Source organism: Stenotrophomonas sp. yr243 (assembly GCF_900184195.1).
Classification (GTDB): domain Bacteria; phylum Pseudomonadota; class Gammaproteobacteria; order Xanthomonadales; family Xanthomonadaceae; genus Stenotrophomonas; species Stenotrophomonas lactitubi.
This window is the reverse complement of the sequence record NZ_FXWT01000002.1, coordinates 394,235-406,996: the sequence shown is the minus strand read 5'-3', so window position 1 is coordinate 406,996 and position 12,762 is coordinate 394,235. Positions and strand designations below refer to the sequence as shown.

Below are 12,762 nucleotides of genomic sequence, written 5' to 3'. Positions count from 1 at the left end.
ATGCCCGACTGGAGCGCGTTCGACTTGAGCACGTTCGATTGGAGCGCGCTGCATTTCCTGCGCCCGGAGTGGTTGTGGATGCTGGCGGCACTGCCGCTGATCGTGGCGGTGGCCGTATACCGGCAGCGGCGCAGCGACGCCTGGCGGCAGGCAGTCGACGCCCATCTGTTGTCCCACCTGCTGGCCGGTGAGGGGAAGCGACGCGCGCGCCTGCCATGGGCTCTGCTGCTGGGCTGGACCCTGGCTGCACTGGCGATGGCTGGCCCCAGCTGGCGGCAGCAGGCGCAGCCGGTCTATCAGGCCAGCGCGCCGCTGGTGGTGGTGCTGGATCTCTCCAGCCGCATCACCGCGACCGACCTGCCACCCTCGCGGCTGCTGCAGGCGCGGGCAAAAATCGGTGCGTTGCTGCGTGCCCGTCAAGGCGGGCAGGTGGGTCTGGTGGTGTATGCCGAAGATGCCTATACGGTGGCGCCGTTGACCGACGACGCTGCAAACGTGGCGCTGTACCTGGATGCGCTGGCGCCGGAGGTGATGCCGCGTGATGGCCAGCGCGCCGACCGTGGCATCGACTGGGCGGTGCGGTTGCTGCGGCAGACCGGTGCCCTGCGCGGCCAGATTCTCCTGGTCAGCGACCAGGCTGACAGCGAAGCGATGCTTGCGGCAACGCAGGCGCGTGGTCTCGGCCTGCAGGTGTCGGTGCTGGGCCTGGGCACGCCGTCCGGCGCCGCCTATCGCGATGGTCAAGGCCAGATCGCTCAGGCCGCGCTGGATGAAACCAGCCTGCGTGCCGTCGCCACCGCAGGCGGCGGGCGTTACCAGCGCATCGCCAGCGATGATCGCGACCTGCAGGCATTGGGCGTGCTGGATGCCAGCGATGGAGGCGCACTGCAGCGGCCCGGACAGGCCCGGCAATGGCAGGACGAAGGCTATTGGTTGTTGCCGCCGGTGATGCTGTTGGCACTGCTGGCGTTCCGCCGCCGTGCGGTGCTGGCGGCAGTGCTGGCCGTGGGTCTTCTGCCCTTGAGCGGGCAGCTGCAGGCGCAGCCGCGCGCGCCGACAGCTGCACAGACACCTGCACCTGCAGCGGGCACGTTGTGGGAGCGTGCCGACCAGCGTGAGCATGCGCGCCTGGCTGCGGGCGTGCAGGCCTACCGTCAAGGTGATTTCGCTACTGCCCGCAAGCAGTTCGAAGGCATCGACAGCGACGCCGGCTGGTACAACCTCGGCAACGTGCTTGCCCGCCAGGGTGACTACGACGGCGCCATCGCCGCCTACGACAAGGCCCTGACGCGCCACCCGCAGATGGCCGACGCCGTCGCCAACCGCGCCGTGGTCGACGCTGCGCGCAAGCGCAAGCCGCCACCGAGCAACAGCCAGGGGCAGGGCAAGGGGCAGCAGAAGCCGCAGCCGGGCCAGCAGCAGAACCAGCAGGGACAGCAAGGGCAGCAAGGGCAGCAGAATCAGCCGCAGCAGGGCCAGCAGAATCCGCAGCAGGGCCAGCAGAATCCGCAGCAAGGCCAGCAGAATCCGCAGCAAGGCCAGCAGAATCCTCAACAGGGTCAACAAGGCCAGCAGCAACCGCAGGGCCAGAAGGGCCAGCAGAATCCAGCGTCTGCAGGCTCCAGCCAGCAGGGTGCGAAACAGGAGCCGCCGCAGGCAGCTGACCCGCAGGCCCAGGCGCAGGCCGATGCCCAGCAGCGTCAGCGCATGCAGCAAGCCCTGCAGCAGGCGCGTGCTGGCGAAGCCGGCAAGACGGCAGTGCGCGGCGCTGGCGGCACACCGCAACAGCGCGAGGAGCAGCAGGCCGTGGAGGCCTGGATGCGGCGCGTACCGGATGATCCGGGGGCACTGCTGCGGGCCAAGTTCCAGTTGGAAAACGAACGTAGAAAGAGGGAAGGGCGATGACAGGCATGGCGAGCAGGCAATTCCGGTGGCCTCTACCTGTGCTGGCGATGCTGCTGCTGTGGCTGCCGATGGTGGCCATGGCGCAGACGCGCGCCTGGCTGGAACAGGACAGCATTGCCGCCGGTGATGCGGTGACCCTGCACATCGAGACCGACGAAGGTGCACCGGACTATGCACCGTTGAATGCTGATTTCGCGCTCAGCGCGCAGAGCAGCAATCGCCAGGTGCAGTGGAGCAACGGCGGCGTCCAGCAGCGCAACCTCTATACGGTTGCGCTGACGCCGCGCCGCACCGGTACGCTGCAGGTGCCTTCATTGCAGGTCGGCAGTGCACGCACCGCCCCCCTGTCGCTGCAGGTCAGTGATGCCGTGGTGGCTACCCCACAGAGCAATGCCACCGCCTTCATCGAAACCGAGGTGGATGACCGGACGCCCTACGTGCAGCAGAGCGTGGGCGTGGTGGTCAGGCTGTATTTCGCTTCGCAGCTGGCGTCGGGCGAACTGGTGCTCGACACTCCCAGTGGCGCTTCGCTGCAGCGGGTGGGCGAGGACCGTAGTGACGTGCGCCAGGTCAACGGCCGTCGCTACAACGTGGTCGAACGTCGCTTCCTGCTGATCCCCGAGCGCAGCGGTGCGTTGCGTGTGCCTGGCGTGCGCTTCACCGGCCGCAGTGCAGGGGGCTTCTTCGATGACTTCTTCGGCAACGGTGGCGATGGCCGCATGAATGCCGTCGGTGCCGAACGCACGCTGCAGGTACAGGCGCAACCGGCGCAGGCTGTGCAGCCGTGGTTGCCTCTGCACAGCCTGCAGTTGCGCTACACCACTGCACCCAGCAGTGCGCGCACGGGCGAAGCGGCCACCGTGATGGTCGAAGCGATCGCCAACGGCGCTACCCGGGCCCAGTTCACCGATCTGCCCGTGCCCGACCTCGGCGACGCCGCACAGGTGTTCGCCGAACCGGCCCAGTACGAGGAGACCTTCAACGGCAGTACGCCACGCCTGAAGATCACCCGACGCTATTCGATCGTGCCGCGGCAGGTTGGATCGCTGCGCGTGCCCGGGCCACGCGTGGCCTGGTGGAACGTGGACAGCGGCAGTGCCCAGCAGGCCAGCCTGCCGGATCTGGATCTGGCCGTGGCGGCAGGCCGGGCCGGCGCGCCCGTGGCACAACCGATCGATACCGATGCCGCGCTGCCGGAAGACGCCGCGCCTGCCGTTGCATCCTCTCTTGCACCGACCGCAGCCGGTACCCGGCCGTGGCCGTGGATTGCAGCAGCCGCAGGTCTGGCGCTGCTGTGGCTGTTGACCCTGGCATGGGGATGGCGACGTGGTCGCCATGCGGTCGCCCATGCCCGCCCGGTTCTCCGCACTGGGGCCACCACTGCACCTGCGCCGTCGTCGCGTGCCAGTGTGGCCGAGCTGCGCCGGGCCATCGATGGCGAGGGCTTCGACCAGGTGGAGGCGCTGCTGTGTTCGATGGCGGGCGTGGAGCGCCTGGAACAGGTGATCGAGCGCCTGGCCGACCCGGCCCAGCGGCAGACCCTGCAGGCGTTGCAGCAGGCGCGCTGGGGCGGGATGGGCGATGTCTCCGTGCTGCGGTCCCGCCTGCGCGAAAGCTTCCGTGACGGACCGCACTGGTCGGGCGCCAGCGGCGCCGTCGACACTGGGCTGCCGCCGCTGTATCCGCCGCGGCAACCCTGAACCGGCGCGGCTTGCGCGCTTTGTTAGAGTAGATTCATTTTTCGAGGAATCCCGCGCATGACAGCAGCTGCTGCCGACAAGAAGAAGTTGCCCTTGCATTGGAAGATGGGCATCGGCTTTGCGATCGGCCTGGTCCTGGGACTGATCGTGCATGCCCTGGGCGGCAGCATCGAAGGCCTGCAGACCGGTGCCAAGTGGGTAATGGACTACGTCACCACCCCGGCTTCGGGCCTGTTCCTCAACCTGATCTTCATGCTGATCGTGCCGCTGATCTTCTCGGCGCTGATCATGGGCGTGTCGGAGATGGGCGACATCCGCGCCCTTGGCCGCATCGGCTGGAAGACGTTGGCCTACACCGTGCTGCTGTCCGGCATCGCAGTGGGTATCGGCCTGGTGCTGGTCAACCTGCTCAAGCCCGGTGCCGGCGTCGACCCGCAGGTGGCCGCGCTGATGCTGTCGGAGAACGCTGAGCGCAGCAAGGAAATCGTGGCTGGCATCCATGGCACGCCGAAGGGCATGGACATGCTGCTGTCGATCGTGCCGAGCAACGTGCTGCAGGCCGCTTCGGACAATGGCGCGATCCTGTCGCTGATGTTCTTCGCGCTGATGTTCGGTATCGGCATGGTGCTGACCGACGAGGCCAAGGTGGCCCCGCTGCGTCGCGCCATCGAAGGCGTGTTCGAAATCTCGATGACCCTGATCAACCTGGTCATCCGCCTGGCGCCGTATGCAGTGGCCTGCTTCATGTTCAACCTGGCCGCGCTGTTCGGCTTCGATCTGATCATCCGCCTGGGTGCCTACGTGGGCGTGGTGGTGCTGGCGTTGGGCCTGCACATGGTGGTGACCTACGGCACCGCGGTATGGCTGTCGGGGCGTTCGCCGCTGGCATTCTTCCGGCAGACCCAGGAGGCCACGGTGATGGCCTTCTCCACCGCCTCCAGCAACGCCACCCTGCCGACCGCGCTGCGTGTGGCCGACCAGATGGGCCTGCCGCAGCGCGTGTCGCGCTTCGTGCTGACCGTGGGCGCCACCGCCAACCAGAACGGCACCGCGCTGTTCGAGGGCGTGACGGTGATCTTCCTCGCCCAGTTCTTCGGTGTTGACCTGAGCATCGGCCAGCAGGTCATGGTGATGGCGGTCTGCATCCTTGGTGGTATCGGTACCGCCGGTGTGCCGTCCGGCTCGCTGCCGGTGGTGGCGATGATCTGTGCGATGGTCGGCGTCAACCCGCTGGGCATCGGCCTGATCCTGGGCGTGAACCACTTCCTGGACATGTGCCGCACCGCGCTGAACGTGACCGGCGACCTGGCCCTGACCACCCTGGTGGCCAAGGGCGAAGCTGCGGACACCCCGGCCGAGATCGCTGCCGCCGCGGCCCGTCTGGACAACTGACCCAGGCAATACCTGATCGGGGTCGGAGCCCTTTCCGCAGGAAAGGGCTCCGACCCCTTTTCATATGCGGAATCCAGCGGAAATCACGACGTTGCCGGCCAGCGGCCGGCACGACCACCCTTGTTGGCCTGACCCCGCCCGGCGTCTGTGGGACAATAGGCCGCCCGCAGTTCCGCGGCCGCCTCCCGATTCCGACAGAACCATGACGCAGCCTACCCGTCGCCAGTTGGCCAACGCCATCCGCTTCCTCGCCGCCGATGCGGTTGAAACCGCAAAGTCCGGCCACCCCGGCATGCCCATGGGCATGGCCGACATCGCCGAAGTCCTCTGGAACGACTACCACCGTCACAACCCGAACAACCCGCAGTGGTTCAACCGCGACCGCTTCGTGCTGTCCAACGGCCACGGCTCGATGCTGCAGTACGCGCTGCTGCACCTGAGCGGCTATGACCTGCCGATCGAGCAGCTGAAGGCATTCCGCCAGCTGGGCAGCCACACCGCCGGCCATCCGGAGCGTCACGAGACCCCGGGCGTGGAGACCACCACCGGCCCGCTGGGCCAGGGTTTCGCCAACGCCGTCGGTTTTGCCTTGGCCGAGAAGCTGCTGGCACAGCGCTTCAACCGCCCGGAGCTGGAAATCGTCGACCACCGTACCTGGGTGTTCATGGGTGACGGCTGCCTGATGGAAGGCATTTCCCACGAAGCCGCCTCGCTGGCCGGCACCTGGGGCCTGCACAAGCTGGTCTGCTTCTGGGATGACAACCACATCTCCATCGACGGCAACACCGAAGGCTGGTTCACCGACAACACCCCGGAGCGTTTCGAGGCCTATGGCTGGAACGTGGTCCGTGGCGTCGATGGCCACGATCCGGAGAGCATCAAGGCCGGTATCGAAGCGGCACTGTCGCAGGACGGCAAGCCGACCCTGATCTGCTGCCGCACCACGATCGGTTTTGGTTCGCCGAACAAGGCCGGCAAGGAATCCAGCCACGGCGCACCGCTGGGCAAGGACGAACTGGAAGCCACCCGCAAGGCGCTGGACTGGAACTACGGCCCGTTCGAGATTCCGGAAGAGATCTACGCTGGCTGGCGTGCCGGCGGTACCGGCACCCTGCGTCAGGCCGAGTGGGAGCAGCAGTTCGACAAGTACGCTGCGCAGTACCCGGCCGAAGCCGCTGAACTGACCCGTCGCTCGCATGGTGATCTGCCGGCCGACTTCGTTGCCAAGGCCGATGCCTACATCGCCCAGGTTGCCGCCGAAGGCCAGACCATTGCTTCGCGCAAGGCGTCGCAGCTGGCCATCGAAGCATTCGCACCGCTGCTGCCGGAAATCGTTGGCGGTTCGGCCGACCTGGCGCACTCGAACCTGACCCTGTGGAAGGGCAGCACGTCCGTCGCCACCGACGATGCCAATGCCAACTACGTGTACTACGGTGTGCGCGAGTTCGGCATGACCGCGATCGCCAATGGCCTGGCCCTGCACGGTGGTTTCATTCCGTTCGACGCCACCTTCCTGGTGTTCAGCGACTACGCCCGCAATGCCGTGCGCATGAGCGCGCTGATCCCGGCCCACGCCATCCACGTCTACACCCACGACTCGATCGGCCTGGGCGAAGACGGCCCGACCCACCAGCCGGTGGAGCATCTGGCCTCGCTGCGCTACATCCCGAACAACGACGTGTGGCGCCCGTGCGACGCGGTCGAGTCGGCAGTGAGCTGGAAGGCTGCAATCACCCGCCAGGACGGCCCGAGCTGCCTGGTGTTCAGCCGCCAGAACCTGCCGCACCAGCCGCGCGACGCCGAGCAGATCGCACAGATCGAGCGTGGCGGCTATGTGCTGGCCGATGCTGCCGGCACCCCGGACGTGATCCTGATCGCGACCGGTTCGGAAGTCTCGCTGGCGACCGAAGCGAAGGCGCAGCTGGATGCGGCCGGCCTGAAGACCCGCGTGGTCTCGATGCCGTCCACCGATGTGTTCCTGCGCCAGGATGCGGCCTACCGCGAATCGGTGCTGCCGAACGCCGTGCGCAAGCGCGTGGCGATCGAAGCCGGCATCACCGGCTTCTGGCGCCAGTTCGTCGGCCTGGACGGTGCAGTGATCGGTATCGACACCTTTGGTGCCTCGGCCCCGGCCGACAAGCTGTACCAGCACTTCGGCATCACCACCGCGCACGTGGTGGAAGCCGCCAAGGCGCTGTAAGCCGCACTGCAATGGAATACGGGGAGGCCGGCGCAAGCCGGCCTTTCTCGTTTGCGGAGCGAAACGAATTGCCCGCGCGCCAGTAGATCCACGCCATGCGTGGATAGGCGTTACATCGCGTCCCGCACGTCCATCAGCGCAAACCCCAATAGATTCAATCCGCGCCACTGCGCCGGGTTGTGTGCGTCGGCGTGATCCTTGGCCAGGCCGATTCCCCAGACGAAATCCACCGGACTGGCTTCCACCAGCACCTGATCTGTCGTGGTACGCAGGAAATCGCCCAGCGCCGCATTCTGCGAGAACTTGGCCCGGTTGCCTTCGACCACCAGGGCGTAGCGCGCCTGCGCCCAGAGAGCCTCATCGAAGCCCTCGATCTTCCGGCCCAGCGCTTTCACTTTGTCGGGCGTGCGGCTGGTGAGTACCTGTTCGAGGATGTCGGTGGCACCAAACAGACGCGCCTTGCCGGCCATCATGAAGTGCTCGGCGGTGGGGTAGTGCACGCCATCGATGCTGAAGCCTGCGTCGTACCACTGGCTGAAACACGACGCCGCCACGCCTGCGCGCGGCGGCTGGTGGCCCCAGAAGCAGAGATAACTCAGATGCTCGCCATCGGCTTGGCGGCGTTGCAGGTCGTGCAGGAAACGTGAATCGTCGTTCATCCGCACAGAATAGCGTGCCGCGCCACTGCGGTAGGTGCCAACCTTGGTTGGCACTGATCGTTATCCGCCGGGCATGGCCCGGCGCTACCATCCGCGCGATTACGCGGTGCGTGCCAGGGCCAGCCTCAACAACCGTGCGTTGAGCCGTTCGCCGAAGTCCTTGGGCGACTGCAGTTCCATCCGCTGCAGGTACACCGCGTCGCCATCACCTGCAGGCTGCCACAGCGCGTCCCATACGGTGCGCAGCTTGCTGCCGCGCGTCTGCGTGTTGGCCTTCAGCCAGCCCAGTGCCTTCACCAGCACCTGTTCGATCTCGGTGAAGTCGCTGCCCAACGGGTAATCGGGCAGGGTGCCATCGTTGCGGAACGGCGCCAGCGCGGCAGCGAGTGCCTGCGGTGTGTTGCGCTGCTGCCGCTGTACATCAGGCTGTGCTGTTGCTGCCAGCTTGCGTGCCGCGAAGGCCTGCTGCAGCAGCGCACCCTGGAACGGTGCTTCGGTGATTGCCGCCATCGCGTGCACGCAGTCGTCGTCGGTCAGGCCGCGCACATCGGCGATGCCGTACTCGTTGAGATAGATGTCACGCAGGTGGCGCGGAATGGTCGTGTGCCCGTAGTTCCAACGCACATTGGAGTCGCGCTGGTCCTTGTCATCGCGCGCGGCGCGGAACATCAACACACTGCGTGCTTCCGGCAGCGCATGCGCCATCGCCACGAAGTTGTACTGGCCGCCCACCCCGGAGACCACGCGTCCATCTTCCAGTGCATCAGACACCGCTGCGCCCAGTGCGGTGGCCATCATGCAGGAATTGAAGAAGCGTGCGTGCCGGCGCTGCAGGCGTTCCAGCGTTTCGTTGCCGCCGTACAGCTGGTTGATCTCGCTGATGCGGCGCATGCCGATCGCCCGGCATTCGTCCTCGGGCAGGGTGCGCAGCCATTCGTAGAATTCGGATGAGCCCAGGTAGAACGCACCGTGCAGATACTCGCCCTCCGCCTCCAACGTGGCGTGGTCGATGGACAGCGTGCTGCCGTTCTCGATGCGCTGCATCAGCGCCAGGTCATCATGCACCTTGCGCCTGATCACGCCGGTCTGCACCAGCCGGCGGAAGCCCTCGTTGAGCATTTCACTGCAGCCGTACAGGCCGATCTCGAACGGCTCCAGCCCGCCGATTTCCTGCACCAGCGGATGGCTGGCCAGTTGCGGGTCCAGCGCGTCCAACACGCGCCGATAGCGCGCGTTGTCGGTGTGGCGCAGCACCAATGCATGGCTGAGTGCATCGGCCAAGGTGCCGATGCCGATCTGCAGCGTGCCGCCGTCGCGCACCAGGGTGCTGGCATACAGGCCGATGGCGTAGTCGGCGTCGGCCACCGGTTGCCGCGGCAGCCCGAACAACGCCGGATAGGGTGGCGGCGGGGTGATGACCAGATCGAAGAAGGACACGTCGACCGTGGCCGTGCCACCCAGATACGGCAGCTGCGGATCGATCTCGGCGACCAGCAGCGGGCGCGGCAGGCCGCGCGCGGTCATCGCGTCCAGTGTGTCCTGGGTGATGTCGTTGTTGCAGGACAGCGACAGGCGCCGGTCGTCCGGCCGCATCGCCACTTTCTGCACGATCACCTGCGGCGCGCGCTGGGCCACGGCGTCGGCAGCGTGGGTGTAGTTGAGGCTGGTGTAGCTGGACTGCGCCTGCCGCGAACCGAGCAGGGCACCGGACTGCATGTAGAACTCTTCCACCTGTACATGCGCTGGCAATGCGTCGCGCGCGATTGCATCGGCGTAGGCCAGGCGCGGAAAGTCTTCACCGAAATGGCGCGCCGCGAACGGTGCCATGAAGCGCGCCTCCAGGCCGTCTCCCTTTGCCCGCGGCGGGTTCAGTGACAGCGCGGTATACAGCTGCAGCGGCCGCGACGGGTCCTGTTCGACACGCGCATACAGGGCGTTGAGCAGGCGGTGGGGTTTGCCCAGCGCCAGCGGTGCACCGATCCGCAGCGGCCCATCCACGCGCGCGAACAGCCAGTCAACGGCGGCGTCGAGGTCGGTGAGGTGTTCGGTCATCCGGGGCGATCCTGCTTGGGGGAGTGCTGGCATTACAGCATGTCGGGCTTGAACCGCCGTCGACGCGAGACTTCGGCGCCGGCGACCATGAACCGGCCGTCGCCGCGGTAATGCACCGTGCGCGGCAGCTTTGGGCGCGGCGCCACGTGCGCGCGCACGATTTCCCAGATGAAGAGATTGCTCGATTCGACCTGGCTGTCGTCGTGCAGGCGGCACTCGAAACTGGAATGGCACTGGCCCACCAAGGGTGCTCCCACCTCCCGCGCCGGCACCGCATCCAGGCCGAACCGTTCGAACTTGTCCACGTCGCGGCCGCTGCAGTTGCCGATGTCGACCACGGTGTCCAGCAGTTCGACTCCCGGCACGTTGATCACGCACTCGCAGCTGCCGCGGGCCAGCCCGAAGCTGTGGTTCTCGTTCCACAGGTAGGTGGCCACCAGTGAGGGCGAAAAGCCCATCACCATGTGCCAGCCCATCGTCATCAGGTTGCGTTGCCCCCGCCACGCGGTGCTGACCAGCACGATCGGGCCAGGTTCGAGGAAGCGCCGGGCCTGTTCGACGGGGAAATCACGCTTGCGCAAGGGCTTCATGCCGGTACCTGCGATGGAGGCCCCTCATGCTGGCGCAGGCGCGATGAAGTACCGGTCGAGGGCTTGACAGTCGAATCGATTACGCGCGTAATCAAGTCATCGATTACGGATGTAAACCATGACCCCGATCAGCGAAGCCGAGGCTGTAGTGATGGAGGTGCTGTGGCAGCAGGCACCGCGCACCTCCGATGAGGTCGTGGCGGCACTGGCCCACCGCAACTGGGCCGAGCCGACCATCAAGACCCTGCTCAACCGCCTGCTGACCAAGGGCGCGATCGCCGCCGAGCGCGATGGCCGGCGCTATCTGTACCGGCCGCTGCTGCAGCGCCAGGCATGGGTGCAGGCGCAGAGCCAGGACTTCCTCGGGCGTGTGTTTGAGGGCCGGGTGGCACCGCTGGTGGCGCATTTCAGCGAACGCGGCCAGCTCAGCGCACAGGACATCGCCGAACTGAAGAAGCTGATCCAGGAGCTGGACGATGAATGAGCTGCTCGACGGACTGTGGCGGGCGAGCCTGTGGCTGGCGCTGGGCGTAATTCTGCTGGCAACGGTGCGGCCGCTGCTGTTGCGGCTGGGAGGCGCTGGACTGGTGTATCGCAGCTGGTGGCTGCTGCCGCTGCTGCTGGCCGCGCTGCTGCTCCCCTTGCCGCAGGTCGCGCTGTTGCAGCATGTGCCAACGCTGCCGCTGAAGGTGGTGCCCGAAGCAGTGGAGGGACTGCCTGCGTCATCTCTGCAATGGCCCTTGCTGCTGTTGTTGGTGTGGGCGCTGGGCGCGGCCGTCTGCCTGTTGCGCGACCTGCGCGCACAGCATCGCTTCGAACGTGGCATGGGCGGCCTGCGGGCACGCGCCGATGGCAGCTGGCAGGCCAGTGGCGATCCCGGGCTACCCGCGCTGGTGGGCCTGTGGCGGCCGCGCATCGTGGTCGGCCCCGACTTCGACCAGCAGTTCACCGCGCAGGAGCAGCGCCTGATCCTGCAGCACGAGCTCAGCCATCGTCGCAACGGCGATCACTGGGCCAACGGCGTGCTGCTGCTGATGCGCGCGATGTTCTGGTTCCACCCGTTGCAGCCATGGGCCGCACGTCGTTTCCTGCGTGACCAGGAACTGGCCTGCGATGCCCGCACCATTGCCCCGCAGCCCGCGCTGCGCGGCCTGTACGCCAGCACGCTGCTGAAGGCGCAGCTGGTCCACCCGGTTGCGCCGGCGGTCTGCCACTGGCGCAGCCAACCTGTGTTGAAGGAGCGTATCGCCATGTTGAAGCAGTCCAAGCGGAAGGCATTGCCGTGGGTGTCGGGTCAGGTGCTGGTGGTCGGGTTGTGCCTGGGGATGGGGGCGGTGGCGTGGGCGAGCCAGAGTGGCGCAATGGCGGTCGGCCCAGCGGTGGCCGTCATGGATCGGGAGATCCAGGTCGACAAGATGCCGCCGCCGAGCTACCCGAAGAGCGCGTTCGAGCAGAGCCAGACAGGCGTCGTGGTGCTCCGCGTCGACGTTGATGCGCACGGTGCTGTCAGCGATGTGCGTGTAGTGAGCGCCACCAATCCGGGCGTGTTCGAAGCGGTATCGATCGCAGCAGCGCGAAGCTGGACCTACCGCCCGGCGCTGAAGAACGGCAAGCCGGTGGCGGGCGCCGTGCGCATTCCGATCACCTTCGCCATGGATGAGAGCGATGAAGTGACGGAGACCGCCAGGTGATGCGCATCACGCTGCTGTTGGCGGCGGGGATGCTGGCGGGCTGCGCCACACAGGAACGGCTGACCACCGTCGATACCCGCAATGAGAGTGTCGGCCATCAGCGCCTGCATGCGGAAGGGAAAGGCGGCAGCGGCCAGGTGCAGGCGTACACGCTGGGAGCGACCGAAGGCTATCGGATGCCGCAACTGTATGCGGCGCCGGATCCGCAGATTGGTGATCGTGACCCGCGTACCGAGCTGGCGCCGACCACGATCTGCCTGCAGGTGGTGATCGATGCCGAAGGCGCTGTCGAGCGAAGCCTGGCGCTGGTAGACCGCAGCGAATGCGCTGCAGGCGCGGCAATCGAGAATGCGCCTCTGCTGCAGGCGGCGCAGCAGGCGGTGTCGATGTGGAAGTATTCACCCGCCGCCGTCTGCCACTTCGCACCGGGCAAGGTGCCGAGCGACCGTGGCGACTGCGAAGGCGCCGAGCGCGTCGAGCCGGTACCGGTGAGCCTGCTGTATGCCTTTACCTTCGAGATCGTGAAGGGCCAGCATGTGGTGCGCACGCAGGGCAAATGACGCCGCGTCATTC

10 protein-coding genes are annotated in these 12,762 nt (G+C 66.8%); 7 read left to right on the top strand and 3 right to left on the bottom strand.

From position 1 onward, the window contains the following. The 4 genes from QOL57_RS08570 (at position 1) to tkt (ending at position 7,197) form a co-directional block, all read left to right on the top strand. Positions 1-1,905, top strand: coding sequence for a tetratricopeptide repeat protein (locus tag QOL57_RS08570; RefSeq protein WP_089238081.1), 1,905 nt, complete (start codon positions 1-3; stop codon positions 1,903-1,905). Further along, positions 1,902-3,605: a BatD family protein gene (locus tag QOL57_RS08565; RefSeq protein WP_089236645.1), complete on the top strand. Its 1,704-nt coding sequence runs from the start codon at positions 1,902-1,904 to the stop codon at positions 3,603-3,605. The genes QOL57_RS08570 and QOL57_RS08565 overlap by 4 nt, the downstream gene beginning before the upstream one ends. Positions 3,606-3,662: 57 nt before the next feature. Next, entirely contained in the window at positions 3,663-4,997 is a 1,335-nt protein-coding gene (locus QOL57_RS08560; RefSeq protein WP_089236644.1) for a dicarboxylate/amino acid:cation symporter, read from the top strand. Positions 4,998-5,199: 202 nt separating this feature from the next. Then, positions 5,200-7,197, top strand: a complete 1,998-nt coding sequence (gene tkt, locus QOL57_RS08555; RefSeq protein WP_089236643.1) for a transketolase — start codon at positions 5,200-5,202, stop codon at positions 7,195-7,197. A 110-nt stretch (positions 7,198-7,307) separates the two neighbouring features. On the opposite strand, the gene QOL57_RS08550 is transcribed toward tkt, so the two are convergent. From QOL57_RS08550 to QOL57_RS08540, 3 genes are read right to left on the bottom strand one after another with little or no spacing between them, the layout of a single operon-like run. Then, positions 7,308-7,910: an NADAR family protein gene (locus QOL57_RS08550; protein WP_244900658.1), complete on the bottom strand. Its 603-nt coding sequence runs from the start codon at positions 7,908-7,910 to the stop codon at positions 7,308-7,310. 45 nt (positions 7,911-7,955) lie between these two features. Next, on the bottom strand, positions 7,956-9,908 hold the full coding sequence (locus QOL57_RS08545; protein ID WP_089236642.1) for an acetyl-CoA hydrolase/transferase C-terminal domain-containing protein: 1,953 nt from the start codon (positions 9,906-9,908) through the stop codon (positions 7,956-7,958). A 32-nt stretch (positions 9,909-9,940) separates the two neighbouring features. Then, complete coding sequence (locus QOL57_RS08540) at positions 9,941-10,498, bottom strand: flavin reductase family protein (protein WP_089236641.1); 558 nt, start codon at positions 10,496-10,498, stop codon at positions 9,941-9,943. Positions 10,499-10,616: 118 nt separating this feature from the next. On the opposite strand from QOL57_RS08540, the gene QOL57_RS08535 reads away from it, so the two are divergent. From QOL57_RS08535 to QOL57_RS08525, 3 genes are read left to right on the top strand one after another with little or no spacing between them, the layout of a single operon-like run. Continuing rightward, positions 10,617-10,982, top strand: a complete 366-nt coding sequence (locus QOL57_RS08535; protein ID WP_089236640.1) for a BlaI/MecI/CopY family transcriptional regulator — start codon at positions 10,617-10,619, stop codon at positions 10,980-10,982. Beyond that, a complete protein-coding gene (locus QOL57_RS08530; protein ID WP_089236639.1) occupies positions 10,975-12,189 on the top strand; it encodes a TonB family protein in 1,215 nt (404 codons plus the stop codon). The genes QOL57_RS08535 and QOL57_RS08530 overlap by 8 nt, the downstream gene beginning before the upstream one ends. Further along, positions 12,189-12,749 carry a hypothetical protein gene (locus QOL57_RS08525; protein WP_089236638.1) on the top strand — a complete coding sequence of 187 codons (561 nt, stop codon included), beginning with the start codon at positions 12,189-12,191 and terminating at the stop codon, positions 12,747-12,749. The genes QOL57_RS08530 and QOL57_RS08525 overlap by 1 nt, the downstream gene beginning before the upstream one ends. Positions 12,750-12,762 lie beyond the last annotated feature (13 nt).